Below are 19,669 nucleotides of genomic sequence, written 5' to 3'. Positions count from 1 at the left end.
ATACACAGCTGAATATTCTATTTGCGCGTCAGGAACAGACTGCCAAAACCAGAAGTATCTTGATAAGAATTACCGGATGAATCACTCCAGATGGACACACTGCTTCGCTTGCCATCCCCAGCACCATCATCATTAACTTGAAGATCAAATCCAATCCATCTTTGCCCTTCAGCACGAACGCTATCTAGTGGGATTGCCACTTCAACTGTATATCCTCCTCTTGTTAACCGGGTAGCTGATTTGAAACTTTCTTTCCGTGCATTTCCTCCAAAAGAAGCCTCATTATCAAAATTGACCCGGTACTGGGCGTCATCCTCCTGATAGAATGTTGTCTGATCTTTGCTCGGGTCGATAAAAATTTCGATCGAATCCTGCTCATGTGCATTAGAACTTAATTTGCTTCGCAAAGGATCTTTCACATCAGCCAATACGTAAAGGTATTTCTCATCCCATAACAGCTGTGCAGTCGCCGTTGCACCTGAGTTTCCGACCACCCAGACATCCGTTTTAACAGATGCAGCCTTTTTCCAGATATCATCCTTTTTCGCATCAATTACAGGTTTGCCATAAGTGACCTTGGTTTGTTTCAAGACAGAACCGAGCTTCAGTTTGCCCCGGTTGGCTGGTTTATCAGGCTGTTCATTGGAAATATCATTCCAAACGATCGTCGCTGTCTTTCCAGCAGCATATTCATCCGTAATCCGAAAATCCAGAGATAAGACTTGGCCTTCGGTAAGTAAGGCAGCTGACATAGGCAGTGATGCGTATACAACATAACCCGTTTTGGTCTCCTGTACGTTGTAAGTATTTTTATCCTTGCCTTTACCGCCCTCCCGTTTGAACGTATATTGACCATTGGCAGACGGCGGATATTTCTTCTTGGCAGACAGATCAGCTTCAGAAGTTGCAGCACCTGTCCCCTTGACTTCTTCCGCGAGGAAAACCTGCACCTGATCCCCTTTGCGACGTGTGGTATCCTTCACTTCCACTCGTAAATTCACCTTTTTGGCATCCCACATCATACGAGCCTCACCCGTAACCGCAGATGTACCATCTGCCAGATGATTAATTTCGAGTCCTTTCACAGCACCCCAAAGAATATCTTCCTGTCCTTTGTGGTTCGGGAGAGTAGGGCTTGCCTTCAATGCTGTCCATTCATTACGATAGATTGGAAGGGTGGTAGGGTCCACCAGTGCCCAAAATGCCGGTTTTGCTTTTAATTTACGATCAAATAACAACGGTGCATCTTTGCGTCCTTTGACCGGATGGTTGTCAAGCCATGTACCATCATCCGCAAGTCCCCATACTGTAACACTGTCCATTACGCCGCGTTTTCCCAACTCGTCGAACAGGTCGAACAGTTCACGATAACGATAAGCTTGTTGCAGCATTAATTCATCTGTGACAGGCATCTCCAGTTCAGAATTACTTGAATAGATCGAAACGTCCAGCTCTGTAACCTGTACATTCACACCAAGAGCGATCACTTTCTCAAAAGCCTCACGAATGAGCTTTACATCCGGTCCGTACATCGACACATGCATCTGGAATCCAACGGCATCAATCGGTGTTCCTTTGGCGAGCAGCTTCTCTACAAGCTTCACCATATCATTCACCTTGTTTCCATTGCCCTCCATTCCATAGTCATTAATCACCAGTACAGCATCGGGGTCAGCCTCACGTGCATAACGGAAAGCCAGCTCAATGTAATCACTGTCATCTCCGTCGCCGTCCACATCGCCAATAATATCTTTCCACTTGGAATTACTGGCCCCATTCCGCAAGCCGCCTCCGTCCGAGATGACTTCATTGACGACATCCCATGTATGAGCCTTTCCTTTGTAACGAGTCACGATGGTCTGAATATGGGTTTTCATCCGTGCAAGCAACTGTTCCCGCGTGGCAGGTTTCGATGCATCATCCGGATCGGTAAAGAACCAGTCCGGCACCTGACTATGCCATAACAGTGTATGACCTCTTACCTCCATGTCATTTGCTTCGGCGAAGTTCACCAGACGATCCGCCTCTGACCAGACAAACTGCCCTTCCTTTGGTTGCATCGCATCCATTTTCATAAAATTGCCCGCTGTAATACTATTAAAATGTTTCGTTAACAACTGGGAATGCGGATCTTCTGCATCCAGTGCAGACTGGTCGATTGCCGCTCCCATTGCATAGTGTTGTCCCACAACATCCACTAGATTCGGAATGTTCGGCTCTATTTCAATTTTTTCGGCTTCCGTAATCAGAACATCATCCACGTAAAAAGTAATCGTATCAGCCGGCGTCACTTCCGCTGACGTCTTCCAAGGTGTCTCTGCATACATCCGGAATCCGGTGATGCCGCTATTTTCTCCAGGGATCACCACATCCGCCTCGATTTTTTTCCACTGTCCTTTATTCAGAGTTGCAGAGGCAAACGTAGCATATTCTCGACTCGATGCGTCGTTATTGTATTCTTTCTCCAGTGAACCGTTAATGACCTGACTGTCCGGTCCTTCATCGTACATGGCCCAAAACGAAATATGAACCGTGCTGCCCTTCTGTACATGGTCTATTACTTCAATTAAGGGTCCATGGAACGTTTCGGTACGTGAAGAGGTTCTCAGACTGCGTGTACTGTCGTGACCTACTTGCGCTACGATATCAAGCTTTTCACTCGCACGTGGACGCCATTGTCCCAACACACTATCTTCAAAATTAGCCTCAAACAGTACTTCATCATCGCCAGTCTTAGCGTCCGCAGCCGCAGCACGTGTCTCTCCTGTTCCCACACTTGGGAACAAACTGAAGATCAATACAGCCGACAAGCACAAGCTCCACCATTTTCTCAAATGCATCCGATCTCCTCCTTGGTTGGTTGTTTGTTTGTTTGTGAATAGTAACCTTTGTTCTGTCATGCGCCAGCCCTTTACAAGATCGTTGTTCAGGATTGGAAAGACGTTATTCCAACAGAAATTGTAAGCACTTTCATTATACGATTGCCAACGGACTTTGTTTACCCGTTAAACTATAGGACTTATCTAAAATCTTCACAATAATATAAAACGACAAAAAGCACAGCTTGTTAGCTGTGCTCCGTGTCAACGCCTTTAGGTTTTTAGGTTTTTAAAGGTGCTGTCGTCTGACGGACAACCAGATTGGAAGGTTCCGTCACCACGGGAGGAGAATAAGACGGATTCTCGATCATGGCAATCAGATATTCGATGGACTTAATGCCAATGGAATAGATATTCTGATTCACCGTGGTCAACCCCGGTTTGAATACCTCAGCATAATACGTGTTATCGAACCCGACAACCGAGATATCTTCTGGTACACTCAGTCCATGTTTTTCAATTTCATGAATCGCACCAAAAGCAGACATGTCTGATGCACAGACAATCCCCGTTGGTTGATCCTGAAGTGCCAGCAATCGCCGAGCAGCCTTGCTTCCTCCGTCGAAGGAATAATCGCAGACTTCCAGATATACCGTAGAATACGGGATGCCGCATTCTCGCAGCCCTTCCCGATATCCTTCCAATCGCAGATTGGCTACGGCAGGTCCAAGTGTCCCTGAGATATAGGCAATTTTGCGGTGTCCAAGCTCATGCAGATGTTTGACTCCCATCGAGATCCCGTTTGCGTTATCCGTAGTAATATAACCGGCACGCTTGCCCAACATATCCGTATCGATAAACATCGTTGGAATCTCTGCATCCACCAGTTCCTGAATACTCGCGTTTTCTCTGCCTTCCCCGAATACCACAACGCCATCCACATTACGACTGCGGCAATGTTTGATGAACGAGTACGCCGGATCATCGAATCGCGTAGACAATCGGACCAGATCATATCCACTGTTCTCCAGCGCTGTCTTGATCCCTTCCAGCAACTCCGACACAAAAGGGTTCGTAAACGGGACCGTTAACAGTACTCCCACCGTCCATGAACGGCGTTTGACAAGTCCACGTGCAACCACATTGGGTTGATATTTCAATAATTCGATGGCTATATTGACTTTTTTGCGTGTTTTTTCACTTACATCAGGATAATCGTTTATCACTTTGGAAACGGTTGCAACAGATACTCCCGCTTCCTTGGCTACATCATGGATAGAAGCCATCTGATCACCTCAACCTCTTCAAATCCCCTGTCTCCGGCTGCATTTTCTATAACATCGGCAGGTTTGTCTACCCATTATAGCCTAAAACAGCCTGAAACGGTATGGAAGGTTCCTAATGCTTTTAAGCTCTATTCCTGCTGTTCCAGATTCTTCAAATCCAGAGACAGCTTCTCCATTGTTGTTGCAAATACAGCGAGTTCAGCCGAGCGTGAAGCTTGGCTACGTGCTCCGCGTGACGTATGATCCGACTCCTGCTGCACACTGCTCAGTTTCTTCATGATCTGCTCCAGATTGGACTGAATTTTACCTTGGGCATCCCGAGAACTGGCTGCAAGCTTGCGCACCTCACTGGCAACTACTTCGAAACCACGTCCGAACTCTCCTGCATGAGCAGCTTCAATCGCTGCATTCAGGCCGACAAGATGACTCTGATCCGATATCTCGCGAATCAATTCACCCATTTTTCCTATCTGCTGGATCTCCCCTGTCAATTCCGTGAGCAGAACTTGAGCCTGATCCTGAGAAGCCGCTGTTTCTTTGGCTACACTCGATATAGCCATTGCACTTTCATTTAATTCACTAATCATGCCTGTAAGCTCTTGGGTAATCTGCGTAATAGCCTGCAAAGTATGTTGTTGGTCATCGGCAAGCTGATGTAACTTTTCTTTTTCTTTCTTCTCATAGGCTTCAAGGACAAGCTGTGAATCCAGATTAAACATTTTGCTGAGCGCCTGAATGACAAGATGCCAGGAATCAGGGATCACCTGCTGGAATATGCTCGTTGCAATATCAAGGTATACCATATAGGTACCCAGATAATAATCTTCGGACAGACCAATCCGTGAATGTACAAGCCCAATTGCAATCCGTTGCTCAATGTATGCGTCGTCCACGATTCCATCCGTCATCGATAACCAGTACATCTTCTGCGTCTCTTTTAAACGTTCAATGGAAGAGAATCTTGCGATCAGATCTACCAGATCAGGATAATTCCCCACATGATTGTAGAAATGATCCACCACGTCATTAACGACTTTTTTAAAAACAGGCCGATGATCGGCAAGCAGTTTTAAATCCCCTGCGGTTAATCCCATGTAATCAAGTTGCTTCTGTCTTGTTGCGGAAATACTGCTCATATCTGGTTCAGTCAGCTCCTTAATAAACACCATTACTTTAAATTGTAAATATATGTATTGATTATAGACTAAAATACCTAAACATACATATACCATTAGAACTAATTCTCTTTAAAATTAACCTTATTTGTCAGCTTTTTAGACTAATATGATCTTCATGTAATTAAAAAGGCCCTGACTCTGCTGTGAAGGAGCCTCACAGCAGACATCAGAAGCCTGATCCGGAATGGTTCGTTGCCGATTAGCGATTAAGCAGACTGCCCACATAACGGAGCAGTTCATTGGCGCTGGCTGCGGTATATCCATGCTCTTCAATCAAGCGTTTAATGACTTCATTCATTCGTTTCAATTGTGTTGCATCTGGTGTTTTGGTTGAGGTTGTAATCTTGACGATGTCTTTCAGATCTGCAAACAACTTCTTCTCAATCGCTTCACGCAGACGGTCATGGCTGCTGTACTCGAATTTGCGCTCCTTACGGGAGTAAGCCGAGATTCGGATTAGAATCTCTTCCCTGAACGCTTTCTTTGCATTCTCGGAGATGCCGATCTGCTCCTCGATGGAACGCATCAAACGCTCATCCGGGTCCATTTCTTCATCTGTGAGCGGATCACGAATTTTGGACCAGTTGCAGAATGCTTCAATGTTATCCAGGTAATTCTCGAATAGCGTTCTTGCCGACTCCTCGAATGAGTACACAAATGCTTTCTGCACTTCCTTCTTGGCCAGTTCGTCATACTCCTTGCGTGCAAGAGCAATGAAGTTCAGATAACGTTCACGCTCTTCTTTCGTAATCGAAGCATGTTGGTCCAGACCGTCTTTAATGGCACGCAGAATGTCCAACGCGTTAATGCACTGAAGATTTTGCTTGATCAAAGCACTGGAGATCCGGTTGATGACATACCGCGGGTCAATGCCAGACATCCCTTCATCCAGATACTCATTTTGCATCTCGCGCAGATCAGCTTCTTTATAACCTTCAACTTCCTCACCGTCATACATCCGCATTTTTTTAACGAGATCCATGCCTTGTTTCTTCGTTTCCTTCAAGCGGGTAAGTATGGAAAAAATGGCTGCAGTCCGCAATGCATGCGGTGCAATATGAACATGCTTCATGTCACTTTGCTGAATGAGCTTGGCATAGATTTTCTCTTCCTCGGATACCTTCAAGTTGTACGGAATCGGCATGACAATCATCCGGGATTGCAATGCCTCATTCTTTTTGTTGGAGATAAAAGACTTATACTCCGATTCATTCGTATGCGCCACAATCATTTCATCCGCACTGATTAAGGCAAAGCGTCCTGCTTTGAAGTTACCTTCCTGCGTGAGCGACAGGAGATTCCACAGGAATTTCTCATCACATTTCAACATTTCCTGGAACTCCATTAACCCGCGGTTCGCCTTGTTCAACTCCCCATCAAAACGATAGGCACGTGGATCGGATTCGGAACCAAACTCCGTAATGGTGGAGAAGTCAATACTCCCCGTCAGATCGGCAATATCCTGTGATTTCGGATCGGACGGACTGAATGTTCCTATACCCACCCGATTATCTTCGGAAACTATGACCCGTTCCACCGGCACCTTGCTGATATCACCGCCATATTCGGTACGGAGTCTCATTTGGCAAGATGGGCAAAGGTTTCCCTCAATACGGACTCCAATTTCCTTTTCCACTTCAGGACGAAGCTCCAGTGGAATCAGATGCAGTGGCTCCTCATGCATCGGGCATCCATCAATGGCATATATGGCACCTTTCTCTGTCCGCGAGAACTGTTCAAGACCCCGCTTCAGCAGTGTAACCAGCGTCGATTTCCCTCCACTTACGGGACCCATAAGCAGCAAGATCCGCTTACGTACATCCAGACGGCGTGCTGCTGAGTGAAAGTATTCCTCAACCAACTTTTCAATGGATCGATCCAATCCAAAGATCTCCTGTTCAAAAAACTTGTACCGCTTATGCCCACCTACTTCTTCAACGCCAAACGATTCAATCATTTCATACACTCTGGCGTGAGCCGTCATTGCCGGAGTCGGGTCCTCTCTCAGCAGTTCAATATAATCTTCAAATGTTCCGTTCCATGTCAAACGGTCACTCTCTGCCCGATGTTCCGCAACGCGTTCAAAAATATTCATGCTTGGTACCTCCCATGGCTCCTTTAGTGTGATTGTCAACCATTCCGAATGGTATGAAGAAATCAATAGAATTGCGGCTCCTGCTTGAATACCAATCTTGCGGTCCTGTGTAGTCCCGCCACCCTCTGTCCAAACATCTTGTATTGTTGTGAAAAGTGTATTACATACCTATGCGGCAATTCGGATAAGTTGACCTCTTTTTTTTCAATCCACGGCTTCGAATTTTGGCTTTTCCCTGTTCTATCAGACATCTTGTGCCTTCAGAAAAAAAAGAATGAATATGATATAATGAGGGTTCTAAATTCAGGAAACCGGACAATGCATGGCCAGATTCCAGGCCACTTTTAGGAAAGGAGCACGAACGATGGCAGTGCAATACGAAACCGAATTATATTCGCCTGTGAAGGCTTTCTTCGAGCAGCGTGGCTTTGATGTGAAGGCGGAAGTCAGACATTGTGACCTCGTAGGGGTCAGATCGGACCAGGAGGAACCACTGATTGTGGAGATGAAAAAAACATTTAACCTCTCCCTGTTGTTGCAGGGCATGCAGCGCTTAAAGCTTAGCCCGTTCGTGTATTTGGCCGTTGAGCGCAATCGCAACAAACGTGGAGCTGTGAACCAACGCTGGAGCGAACTGACTGCATTATGCAGACAGCTCGGTCTGGGGCTGCTAACGGTCACATTTTACAAAACCAAAGCTCCCCTGATTGATGTATTGTGCGAGCCCTCCGCCCAGATCCCCCTCAATGCTCGCAATCAGGTGGCCCGCAAAAGTGGTGTTCGCCGGAAACGCTTGCTTAAGGAATTCGACGAACGCAGCGGAGACTACAATACGGGAGGCAGCACACGCAGACAGTTGGTCACCGCATATCGTGAGAAGGCCTTACGGGTTGCATCCGCTCTGCGAACGAACGGAGAAGCCTCTCCCGCCACCCTCGCCAGAGAGACTGGTGTAGGTTCTGCCGCAGCGATTCTGCAAAAAAATTATTATGGCTGGTTTGAACGCCTCTCCCGTGGAAAGTATATTCTGACAATTAAGGGAGTACAGGCGTTAACCGAGCATGCACACATGCTTGAGGATAATGATATGATTGAACGAACCATTAATGAACCCGATGTAACGTATTCTGTATCTGGTGAAAATAAGGAAGACCTTGCACACATCGCTGAGACAGCGGAGCAGTACTTGAAAAATACAGGCCATATCTGATATGGAATCACTTGAAGTAAATGATATGAAAAATGAGAATGCAAAAAAACACCTGTAATCTCCACTGGAGACTACAGGTGTTTTGATGTGTTCTATATAGAAGATTGTTATTAGAATTTTACTGCTACTTCGGAAGCCAATTTCAGACCTGCAGTAACGATTTCTTCAGCACGATCTGCAGAAGCGTTATGTCCTTCAACAATAACCACTTCAGGGTTTTGAATGCCCCACAAGCCGATAACTGTTTTCAGGAAGTTCAGGGACATTTCAGCAGCTGCCATTGGGCCTTCGGAATAAACGCCACCACGTGCGTTAAGCAAAGCTACTTTTTTGTCGCCAGCAAGTCCTACAGGACCTTCAGCAGTGTATTTGAATGTTTTACCAGCTTGGCTCAGGTAAGCAATGTAGTTTACCAATGGAGCTGGAACAGTGAAGTTCCACAGTGGGAATGCAAATACAACTTTGTCAGCTGCCAGGAATTGATCTTGCAATTGTGCTGCAAGTGAAGCTGCTTTTTGCTCGTCAGCTGTCAGTTCAAAACCGTTAGCTGCTTTGTAAGTACCTGTGATTGCAGTGTTACCATAAAACGGGAACTCTGTATTGTAGAGATCCAACTCAGTAACTGTGTCACCTGGGTGGGACTCTTTGTATGCGCTCAAGAATGCATCGTACAATTTAACGCTGACTGCTTGATCCGCAGGACGGTCATTTGCTTTAACAAATAAAATATTAGACATGTTGAATTTTCCCCCGTTAGATAAAATATATGAGCGCTTTTCCTAAACGGCCACCATTGTAGCTTATATAAAGAAACCAACAACTCATTAATTCATATTATATATAAAAATGTTAGTGGATGCAATAACGTAATCACTCTGGTCATGAACCAATTTTAATTTTTGCTACATAATCTATTTTTTGATCTGACTTAGCTACGAGCCGTAAATTCGGAAATGGCTTCACTGATCAGATTCATGCCAAGTAGCAATTCATCCCGGCCTGGATGGCTAAAGTTCAATCGAATGTAACGTTGATCCTGTACACCTGTGGAGCATAACGATCCAGGAAGAAAAGATACACCTTTGGGCAGAGCAGCCTTAAGCAGAGCGCCACTATCCAATCCTTCAGGCAACTGTACCCACAGATACATTCCGCCCTCAGGGATGTTGTACTGACACCCTTTCCAGCCAGGTCTTTTCAACAGTTCAAGCATCAGTTTGAGTCTTGTCTTATACTCCCTATTCAACATGGATAGGTGATCACTCCAACGAAAAGGTGAATGGGCAAGCAATTGATACAACAGCCGCTGATTCATCGGACTGGACTGACCATCTGCAATCCGTTTAACTGAGGCCATAGCCTGAATTAGCGCAGGATGCCCAGCGGCCCATCCGGTTCGAAGAGCGGGCGCAACCGTTTTGCTGAACGAACCAATGTAGAGAACATGTCCACCCTGATCTGCAGTATCCAGTGCAAAGAGTGAAGGATACTTACGATAGAATTCCGTTGGCTCAAGGCCATCGAAATGGAGCTCTCCGTAAGAATCATCTTCCACAAGCAGTACACCATAGCGCGAACACAGCTCAAGCACAGCCTCCCGCCGCTCCATACTCCATAAAGCACCGGTCGGATTCGAAAAACTGGGTGCAGCAAAAAGCAGCTTCGGTCTAACCTGCTGCATGTGATGCTCCAAAAGGTCTGGCAGTATGCCGTCCTGATCACCCATTACGGGCACAATCTTGGCTCCTTGCATCTCCAATACCTCAAGACAGCCTGGAGATGTGGGATGTTCAACCAGTACAGAATCTCCTGGCTCAAGCAATAGACGCATCACCAGATCGATGGCCTGCTGGGTACCAGTGGTTAACAGAATCTGCTCGGGTACCGTTCGTATGCCTTTGCGTGCATTCCAGTCTTTGTTCAACCACTCTCTTAAGGGTGTGTAGCCTGCTGGCTCTCCATATTGCAGTGCGGAGGGGCCTGAACTAAAGACAGACACTGCTGCTTCTTCCAACAATTTGAAAGGAAACAACTCCTCCGCAGGCAATTCTTCTGCCAGAGAAATGAAATAATCCCTGTCAGACATCTCACGTATATCCCTCAGTGGTGATGACAAAAGCCTGTTGGTACGGGAAGCAAAGAAATATTTCATCGATCCGTTCCCCTTTCGTCCCTATTCCGAAACTGTACTTGCAGTCCGCAGCCCTACAACCTATTCCTGCTCGTCATTGAATATGACCGGATGCATACAGAACTATTGTGATCATGGGAAGAACAAACCTGTTTCGTCAGGATCCCGTCTTCACTTGTCTTGCATGCAGGGCATAACGTTCAATGGCCTGTGCTCTACTGCTTACTTCCAGCTTCACGTATATTTTACGCAGGTAATTATCAATGGAACGTCTGCTAACGTTGATCTCATTGGCTATTTTATCATAGGTTACACCCTGAACAATTCTTTCCATGATAAAAGTTTCGGTTTCTGTTAATTCAATGACACGCGCTTCTGTCGGAGACTCCACAGGTTGCGCCCACTCCGCACTGTTTAACCACGACAATGGAATGGACACATGGCCCTCACGTAACCCAGAGATCAGATGAATCAGCTGGCTAGGGGAAGCCTGTTTGGATAACATGCCACTAGCACCAAGACTCATCAGATGACGAAACAGCTTCACATTGTCTTCATCCGTCAAAATGATGATGTGACTGTGAGCTGACAAATTCTTCATCTGGGCAATATATTGATCTGCCTGACCCTCCGGAAGACGATAATCCATCAGAATCAGATCAGGCTGGTGAATATTCACCAGATCGAGCCCTTCTGTTCCGGTCGAAGTCATGCCACGTACCGTCAGATCTTGCTGCTCTTCCAAAATCAATTTTGTACCGAGCATGCTGGTGGGGTGGATATCTATGATGACCACCTGCCATACTTTTTTCATTGTTGTTCCCCCTGTTATGTATTGGACATATGTATTGGACAAATAACTTCTAGCTTCTGTCATGATAATTCCGTCGTCTATGCGACAGTCCGAGTATAGAAGAAGTATAGGTCGGATTATGTCGAAAAACAGAAAAATACAGAAGGAAGCCGATAAAAAAGCTCTATTTTCACTGTATTTTGTTATAAACACACCATGACGTCCATCTTCCCATCCCCGGAAAGGTCAAAATATAGTATAAATTTCCTGCATTTCTATCTAAAAAAGTCGAAAAACCTGCCCAAAGTTCCTACTTATTGCATCTATAAGAAATTGTATCCTAGGACTTCCTTCCGATGCAATCTCTTTTTACTCTATTAAGTAAAGAATTTCATTTTTGCGTAATCAATAGGGGCATGATAGAATGAGGACTGGAAATTTTTTTTGTACCTAATAATGACCAGGAGTGATGATATGAAACCATCTACCCCGCCCTCTGACATCCATCACACCCGGAGCGCCAAAGGCAAGGCCGGATCTTCAATCAAGCTGTTTCTGGTAATGTGGATTGTTCTCATTGCACTAGGAGTCGTTGGAACCTACTATTATAGTAACCATCTCCAGCAACAGATGATTAATCAGCTTCAGGCCCATAATCAGCAGCAGATTGCAGCGCTAAAAACCGACTACGAAAATCAGCTAACAACGATATCAAAGGAAGTAGAAGACCTGCAGGGACAGGTTCAATCCTTCAATGAATTGCTGACTTTCACCAAGGATAATGCAAGCGACAAAACGGACAACAGCAACAAACTTTATACCCAGCTGAGCGAAGTCAAAAAACAACTGGAGACACTCCAGAAAAAGATGGACCTGCTCAAATGATTACACCCGTCAAACAGGTTAATCGTTTTTTTATGCTTGCACTCGCTCCTTTTGTTGGATTGATATTATGCCTGCTGTTGTTACGTCCTCCACTTGAACCCGGAGGTTTGATTCCTACCGAACTGTCAGAGGACACGATTACACCTCGGACCCAAGCAATTAGCCAAGAGCTTGCCGGGGCAAAAGATGCTGCTGTCCAAACTTCTTCTTCTATTAAAAGAACGACACAGCTCTATAATAAAACAACAAGTACGATGTCTACACTTGTGCAGAAGGCTTCGGCCCAGGCGGATCGTCCGGAAACGATCTACAACAAGCGGATTTCATCCAAGCTTGGGGTTCCATTTGAACGGGTAGACAGTGACCGATTAACGCTTGAACTGTACAGAGTGAATCCTGGCAACTATAAGGGCTATGCCATGAAGATCAAGCTAAAAGACCCTACGGCCATGCAAATGGCTCTAGACAGTGAACCTGGGCGTTCTGAGACGACCATGCAGGCTGTGAAGCGTAACGGCGCAATTGCCGGAATCAATGCAGGTGGATTTGCTGACAGTGGCGGCAAACGTTATCCACTTAGCACAACCGTCATGGACGGGAAATACGTGAATGGTTTTCAGGCCAGCTTCAAAGATCTGTTTTTTGTAGGACTTAACGATGCCGGCAAGTTGGTTGGAGGCAAATTCTTCGACAAAAACTCACTGGATCGCCTGCAACCGCAATTTGGGGCTACGTTTGTTCCGGTACTGCTACAGAATGGGCGTAAAACCACAATTCCCGAAAAGTGGAAAGTATCACCCAAACGAGCACCACGTACAGTCATTGGCAATTATAAGGATGATCAGTTATTGATCATTGTGGTTGACGGATATAATGAGGGCGGAAGTTCCGGTGCTACCCTTGAAGAGTTGCAAGGGCGGTTGTACAAGCTTGGGGTGATCGACGCCTATAATCTGGATGGCGGCGGATCTTCCTCGCTTATTCTGAATAATCGGGTCGTGAATAACCCTTCAGATGGCAGCCTCAGACCGGTGCCCACACACTTTTTATTTTACAAATAATAGGGTGAAGCATTTCTTTTCTACCTATAATGGTTATAATAGAAGAAAATGAGCTTGTGCAGGAGGTGCGAAGGGTATGTCATTTTCACTGACATTCTGGATTATTGCAATTGTATTGACTCTCTTCATTACAGGCATTCTCACTTCATCCTACAACAATGACAAGACAAAAGGCTTGTAAAGGCCAAGCCTCTCTCCGGAGAGGCTTTTTCTATTGCTTCATCCTCGAAATAGCAAGAGACAAGGCTTAAAAGAATGATTCGATTCTTCTAAGCCTTGTCTCTTGCTGTATTCGGGATCAATAGCTAACCGCCTGGTCATTCCGCATGGATATAACAGACTTAGACGGCATAGCCCCACTCACCGACCCACCCTCAACTAATGTCACATAAATTCGTTCATGATCGACGGGTTCTCCAGCAATAATTTTGATTAATTGTTCAGCAGCGAGTGATCCCCACTTGCGTTTGGAATAATCAATGCTTGCCAATCTCGGCTGGACATACTTGCTCAATTCAATATTGTCGAATCCAATGACATCAATCTCCTGACCAACGCCAAGTGCACTTTCTGCCAGACGATCACACAAGCCAATGGCCATCTCATCATTGAGGCAGAATACCGCTGCGGGCCCATCATACACCTGCACAATCTGATCTGCGGCTCGCTCTCCACCACTCTTCTCAAAATCTCCCGTGATCTCAATCCATTCCACATCGGCTTCACGTTCCGCCACCTGTCTCACAGCCTTTAACCGCTGCACAGAGTCAAACGAACCTTCCGGGCCAGTCACCACGTAAATTTTTTTATGTCCCTGTTCAATAAGATGTTCCATCGCAAGTGTCGCCCCGGCCTTATTATCCAGCAGAACCTGATTAATGTTGGGATGATCCATCTCACGGTCCAATACAACGATTTTGTGCCCACGATCGGCATATTGCATTAGTTCCTCACTTGCAAACGTATGATCCAGAATGATTGCACCGTCAATCATCCTCTCTGGAAGCATGCGATGGGATTGTTTACCACTACACACGATCAGGTCATAGCCTTGAGCATTACATACGGCTTTCATGCCACTCAGCAAGTCTCCGTACACATCTCCTCTAAAATCGGTCAAGAATACACCTAGAATTTTGGATTCCCTCTTCTTCAGTGTTCTTGCTGCGGCATTTGGAACATAGTTCAGTTCTTTGGCAATGGCCAAAATTTTGGAACTCGTCTCATCGGTCACTTTGTTACTGCCATTCAGCGCATATGACACCGTAGAGATGGAAACTCCCGCCTGTTTGGCGATATCCTTGATACTGACCACATTCTTCGCTCCCCTGTTATGTTCATCAGGCCTTTCATAACAAAAGGCCTGACACATTACTCTTTCCATTCACCGGATTACACGAGTCTGAATGATTTCTTCTGCGTGTCCCGACTGTTTGCACCTACAAGAATATGGAACTCGCCTCGATCACTGCGATGGCTTAAGTCGGAATGGTGATAACGAAGCTGTTCTTCATTTAAAGTAAACGTGGCTATACCACTCTCGCCTGGCGCCAGTGCAAGCTTCACATATCCTTTCAGCTCACGCATAGGACGAACAACCTCACCCGTTACATCACGAACGTACAACTGGACGGTCTCCACACCTGCGCGCTCACCCGTGTTCGTTACACGTACTTGGATGCTCAAGGACTCTTCGGCAGTCATCTCGTTACTTGACACTTCAAGATCACCATAAGAGAAAGAAGTGTATGAGAGACCATAACCGAACGGAAGCAGAGGTTCATTCGGGCTGTCAATGTATTTGGAGACATAACGTTCTTCCGTCTTCTCCGGGTTCAGCGGACGACCTGTATTGAAATGGTTGTAATAGACCGGAATCTGACCTACGGACTGCGGGAAAGACATCGTCAGACGTGCAGATGGATTCACTACACCTGTCAGAACATCTGCGATCGCTGCCCCGCCCTCACTACCCGGGAACCAGGCTTCAAGAACGGCATCCGATTCATCGATTACACCATGCAAATCCAATGGACGGCCGTTGAAAATAACGCTGGCAATAGGTTTTCCGGCTGCTTTGAGCTGTTTAACCAATTCCAATTGGGCTGCTGGCAGACGAATATCCGTGCGTGATCCACCTTCTCCACTCATCTCGGAGTCTTCACCCAGAGCAAGGACAATCAGATCTGCTTTGCTTGCCACTTCAAGGGCTTCCGCAATCTGCTCAGCTGTAATCGTATGAACATTACTGCCTTGAGCATATTGAACTTTCCCACCCGTCAAGCGTTCTTGCAGAGCTGTTCCGAGCTTGACTGCATCTTCCTTAACGCCTTCACAGGACCACCAGCCCAGAATATCAGGACTCTGTGCAAAAGGACCAATAAGGGCTACATTAGCATCAGTTTGAAGCGGAAGCACACTATCATCATTTTTCAACAGGACAGCCGATTTGGTTGCCAGTTCATAGGATACCTGACGGTGCTCTTTGGAGAACACAATCTCACGTTCACGTTCAGGATCAGCTGCACGTAGAGGATTGTCGAACAATCCCAACTTTTCTTTCAGTTGCAAAATTCGCAGAACAGCTTCATCAATGAGCTTCTCTTCCACTTCACCGCTCTCAATCAGCTCAGGCAAATGATGCACATAACAAGGTGTCATCATCTCCATGTCTACGCCTGCGCGAATGGCACGGTATGCCGCTTCACGATCATCTTCCGCAGCGCCATGCGCAATCATCTCGCGAATGGAAGCCCAATCCGAGATCAGTACACCATCAAAGCCCCACTCGTCACGCAAAATGCCGCGCATTAACTTTTCATTGCCACTTGCCGGAATACCGTCAATCGTATTGAACGAAGTCATGACCATCTCCACACCCGCATCCAATGCTGCTTTGTACGCTGGCAAATAGTACTCACGCAGGTTACGCTCAGACATGTCCACCGTATTGTAATCCCGACCACCTTCAGCCGCTCCATACGCCGCAAAGTGTTTAACACAGGCTGCAAGACGATCAGGCTCATCTTTCAAGCTTTCACCCTGATATCCACGTACAAACGCAGCCGCGAACAAGCTGTTCAGATAAGGATCTTCTCCTGTCGTTTCCATTACACGGCCCCAGCGCGGGTCACGAACCAGATCCACCATCGGTGCAAAGGTAACATGCAAACCGGATACAGCTGATTCACGTGCTGCAATTTCTGCACTTTTCTCAGCCAGTTCTGTGTCCCATGAGCAACCGATCGCCAGTGGAATCGGGAAAATGGTCTTGAATCCATGAACTACGTCAGCCATGAACAAGAGCGGAATGCCCAAACGGCTTTTTTTCATATAAGCTTGCTGTACATCAATGATGGCCTGTGCACCGGACAACCCCAGAATGGACCCACTGGCATCCACGGACTGCTCCGTTATTCCCATCTCTTCCATCGGCCCTGTGATCTGGCCCTCAACATTTGTTCCTTCATAGAAGTTGGCAGTCAACTGAAGAAGCTGAGCTGTTTTTTCCTCCAACGTCATCTGTTTTACCAGGCCTAGCAGCTGCTCGTTATTCATCTGATCGTATCCTCCACTACAAGTTGTTGAAATAAAGAACCCGGCTGCGTTCGGGGAGAGACCGCGCACCGGGTTCAAAATTAATGACTGAACGATTACTAGAATTTCTCGTTTAGCTCATCCAGATAAGGTTGAACCAGGGACATTTTACTGTTTACCCATTCTTTCCAGTTCGCCTCCAGATCTCCACTTTTGAGGATCAGGTTGGCATATTCGTTCTGGTAATCGAATGAAGCCTGACTCTTAGCTTTGGAATCGTACAGGTTGACATCCCAATCGTATGCTGCAAGCGATTTGCCTTCTGTACCGAGTTTTGCTTTTTCTTGGAACAATTTCACGGCTCTATCACGGTAATCCTTTTTGATTGCTGGGTTTACAACACTGAAGTCGTCACCGAGCAGGTACAGACCTTCGAAACGTGCAGGGTATTTATCTTCCAATACTGTTCCTTCTGGCAGCAAGCTAACCAGTTCTTGGTTCTCATCATATTTCCAATCCGTTCCTTCAAAGCCCATGTTGATGAGCAACTGTCCTTCTTTTGTTGCGGAGTAATCGATCAGATCCATGATCCGTTCGAATTTCTCGTCACTGATGTCCGGATTGAAGATCAATGCAGACCAGAAGTTGGCTTGCTCCATATTACGGTATTTACCGTCATCGCCCACTACGATTGCTGTGTGTACCAGTTCATCACTATCTACACCCAGATTTTTTCTCATATCCGAATCCAGACCTTGTCTGTACGAAGCCAGTCCGCCCAGACTTGTTACAGCAGCTGTACCGGTTACTTTGAAGTTGTTTTGACCTTCATTGTTTTTCCATGTGTAGAACTCAGGATTTAGCAATCCATCTTTATAGGCTTTTTGCATCAATTTAAGTCCTGTCAGCGTTTCAGGATCTGCCGGTCCCCAGTGGAACTTGCCATCTTCACCTTTGTAGAACGGTGTGTCGGTCATGGCATGTACGCTGTTTGGCATAATCATGTTCGTCATGGCATCTGCAGCATTGTAGGACAGAGGTACAAGTTTGTTACCTACTTTGCCAGGATCTTTTTCTTTCACTAACGCAGCATATTCGTTCAATTCGGTTGTTGTATACGCATCTTTCAGTTCAAAACCAACTGCTTCAGCCCAGTCTTTACGAAGCGCAATGACACCAATTTGGTTCGTCAGCGGGTCAGCCGGTTTGTTCTCGAAATAGATTGGTCTAGGCAGGACGTATGTTCCACCCGTCAATTCTTCCAACTTGTCTCCAAGACCCGTCAAATTGTAAGCTGCTGCCACGTTAGGCCAGCGTTCTTTCCAGTCATCCGGGAATTTATAGAACAAACCTTGTTCAATGCTGTTAATGGCATCGCCATGTACGTAGTTCCATACCGCTACATCCGGCAGGTCACCAGAGTTGATCCACAGACGAAGCTTCTCACCCCATGAATCCCAATCGATATAGTTGTAGTCCCATGTTACATTAAATTTGTCTGTCCAGAACTTGTGGAAGTCATTATCCAGGTTCCCGTTTTTGATTTCTGTCAGGTTAGCTACAGAGATGGTCAGGTTGTCTTTGTAATTTCCCTCTGCATCTTTTTCGTTACCACCTGAAGCTCCTTGGCTGGAACAAGCGGTCACCATCAGCATAACTACACTAAGCGTGATGGCAAAGAGAGCTCGTACTGACAACTTTTTGTTCGTTTTCATGTTTTACCCCCATGTTTTTTAGTCAAATTTTATTGCAAAATCCTATTCGTATAATCAGGTCTTGATTGCCCCTGTTAATACCCCTTTGGCAAAGTGTTTTTGCAGCATTGGGAAGAAACACATAATGGGTACCATGGTGACAAATACGGCTGCCATCTTCATGCCCATGGAGAAGTTGCTTGCCTGGGCAGCATCCACACTGGATGCATTCGATGCATTCGTCGTAGATGTCACGATAATGTTTCTGAGTACATTCTGGAGCGGTAACTGATCCGCTTTTCGCAGGAATATCATCGCGTCGTACCAACTGTTCCAGTAAGCCACACCGTAGAACAATGTGATTGTAGCCATAATTGGTGTAGCCAGCGGAAGAACAACGGAGAACAAAATTCTCCACTCTCCTGCTCCATCCAGTCTCGCCGATTCCATCAGCGATTCAGGCAAGGTGTAGAAGTAGTTCATCATCAGAATCATGTTAAAAGCACTGAAGCTTCCCGCCAGGATAACGGACCAGAGTGTACCTGTAAGATGAAGTGATTTCATGATCAGGTACAGCGGTACGATACCACCATTAAAGATCATGGTGAACAGTACCAGGAAAAAGATAATTTTCTTAAACGGGAATTTGTTGCGACTAAGGCCATATGCCATGCTTGTTGTCAGGAACAAGCTTAGTGGCAAGCCGATGACTAGCAATATAATTGTATTTTTGTACCCCGACAGAATCGTTCCGTCAGCGAACAACGCCTTATAGGAATCCAATGTCCATTGTTTAGGGAACATCAAAAATGGATTGTCAGCATATTCTTTTTGTGTTGCAAACGAGATCATGATGACATTCCAGAACGGAATCAGGATCATCAGGGCAAGCACGAGTAATACGGCGAAAATAATGTAATCGAGAAGTGTCATTTTTTCTGTACCAATTCTCGGTTTTTTGTTAGCTTTCTTGCTCATCT

General features: G+C 46.0%; 14 protein-coding genes. 3 read left to right on the top strand and 11 right to left on the bottom strand.

Features of this window, described 5'->3' with window-relative positions; all coding sequences use genetic code 11:
- Nucleotides 1–17: 17 nt before the first annotated feature.
- From ABTV53_RS08365 to ABTV53_RS08350, 4 genes are all read right to left on the bottom strand, one after another.
- Entirely contained in the window at nucleotides 18–2,840 is a 2,823-nt protein-coding gene (locus ABTV53_RS08365) for an endo-1,4-beta-xylanase (protein WP_433752252.1), read from the bottom strand.
- A 260-nt stretch (nucleotides 2,841–3,100) separates the two neighbouring features.
- Nucleotides 3,101–4,105, bottom strand: coding sequence for a LacI family DNA-binding transcriptional regulator (locus tag ABTV53_RS08360; protein WP_076209156.1), 1,005 nt, complete (start codon nucleotides 4,103–4,105; stop codon nucleotides 3,101–3,103).
- A gap of 128 nt (nucleotides 4,106–4,233) precedes the next feature.
- Complete coding sequence (locus ABTV53_RS08355; protein WP_433752250.1) at nucleotides 4,234–5,241, bottom strand: protoglobin domain-containing protein; 1,008 nt, start codon at nucleotides 5,239–5,241, stop codon at nucleotides 4,234–4,236.
- A 241-nt stretch (nucleotides 5,242–5,482) separates the two neighbouring features.
- On the bottom strand, nucleotides 5,483–7,378 hold the full coding sequence (locus tag ABTV53_RS08350; RefSeq protein WP_433752249.1) for a PrkA family serine protein kinase: 1,896 nt from the start codon (nucleotides 7,376–7,378) through the stop codon (nucleotides 5,483–5,485).
- A 364-nt stretch (nucleotides 7,379–7,742) separates the two neighbouring features.
- Between ABTV53_RS08350 and ABTV53_RS08345 the strand changes: the two genes are divergently transcribed.
- Nucleotides 7,743–8,588, top strand: coding sequence for a DUF2161 domain-containing phosphodiesterase (locus tag ABTV53_RS08345; RefSeq protein ID WP_433752247.1), 846 nt, complete (start codon nucleotides 7,743–7,745; stop codon nucleotides 8,586–8,588).
- Nucleotides 8,589–8,698: 110 nt separating this feature from the next.
- Here the strand turns inward: ABTV53_RS08345 and ABTV53_RS08340 are convergent, their stop codons facing one another.
- The 3 genes from ABTV53_RS08340 to ABTV53_RS08330 form a co-directional block, all read right to left on the bottom strand.
- On the bottom strand, nucleotides 8,699–9,325 hold the full coding sequence (locus ABTV53_RS08340) for an FMN-dependent NADH-azoreductase (RefSeq protein ID WP_074094326.1): 627 nt from the start codon (nucleotides 9,323–9,325) through the stop codon (nucleotides 8,699–8,701).
- A gap of 191 nt (nucleotides 9,326–9,516) precedes the next feature.
- A complete protein-coding gene (locus ABTV53_RS08335; RefSeq protein WP_433752245.1) occupies nucleotides 9,517–10,740 on the bottom strand; it encodes a PLP-dependent aminotransferase family protein in 1,224 nt (407 codons plus the stop codon).
- Between the two features lie 136 nt (nucleotides 10,741–10,876).
- A complete protein-coding gene (locus tag ABTV53_RS08330; protein WP_017689577.1) occupies nucleotides 10,877–11,533 on the bottom strand; it encodes a response regulator transcription factor in 657 nt (218 codons plus the stop codon).
- 453 nt (nucleotides 11,534–11,986) lie between these two features.
- On the opposite strand from ABTV53_RS08330, the gene ABTV53_RS08325 reads away from it, so the two are divergent.
- Both ABTV53_RS08325 and ABTV53_RS08320 read left to right on the top strand, forming a co-directional pair.
- Nucleotides 11,987–12,397, top strand: a complete 411-nt coding sequence (locus ABTV53_RS08325; RefSeq protein ID WP_433752244.1) for a hypothetical protein — start codon at nucleotides 11,987–11,989, stop codon at nucleotides 12,395–12,397.
- Nucleotides 12,394–13,458, top strand: a complete 1,065-nt coding sequence (locus ABTV53_RS08320; protein ID WP_433752242.1) for a phosphodiester glycosidase family protein — start codon at nucleotides 12,394–12,396, stop codon at nucleotides 13,456–13,458. Before ABTV53_RS08325 ends, ABTV53_RS08320 begins: the two co-directional genes overlap by 4 nt.
- A gap of 298 nt (nucleotides 13,459–13,756) precedes the next feature.
- Here ABTV53_RS08320 and ABTV53_RS08315 read toward each other — a convergent pair whose 3' ends face one another.
- The 4 genes from ABTV53_RS08315 to ABTV53_RS08300 form a co-directional block, all read right to left on the bottom strand.
- The gene (locus tag ABTV53_RS08315) at nucleotides 13,757–14,773 is read right to left on the bottom strand and encodes a LacI family DNA-binding transcriptional regulator (RefSeq protein ID WP_433752241.1); all 1,017 of its coding nucleotides are present in this window, start codon (nucleotides 14,771–14,773) and stop codon (nucleotides 13,757–13,759) included.
- A 77-nt stretch (nucleotides 14,774–14,850) separates the two neighbouring features.
- Nucleotides 14,851–17,016, bottom strand: coding sequence for a beta-glucosidase BglX (bglX, locus tag ABTV53_RS08310; protein WP_433752239.1), 2,166 nt, complete (start codon nucleotides 17,014–17,016; stop codon nucleotides 14,851–14,853).
- A 98-nt stretch (nucleotides 17,017–17,114) separates the two neighbouring features.
- On the bottom strand, nucleotides 17,115–18,710 hold the full coding sequence (locus ABTV53_RS08305; RefSeq protein WP_433752238.1) for an ABC transporter substrate-binding protein: 1,596 nt from the start codon (nucleotides 18,708–18,710) through the stop codon (nucleotides 17,115–17,117).
- Nucleotides 18,711–18,764: 54 nt separating this feature from the next.
- Complete coding sequence (locus ABTV53_RS08300) at nucleotides 18,765–19,667, bottom strand: carbohydrate ABC transporter permease (RefSeq protein WP_433752236.1); 903 nt, start codon at nucleotides 19,665–19,667, stop codon at nucleotides 18,765–18,767.
- Nucleotides 19,668–19,669 lie beyond the last annotated feature (2 nt).

It is taken from the genome of Paenibacillus amylolyticus, assembly GCF_050990605.1.
Classification (GTDB): Bacteria; Bacillota; Bacilli; order Paenibacillales; family Paenibacillaceae; genus Paenibacillus; species Paenibacillus amylolyticus_H.
This window is presented reverse-complemented; position numbering and strand designations above follow the sequence as displayed.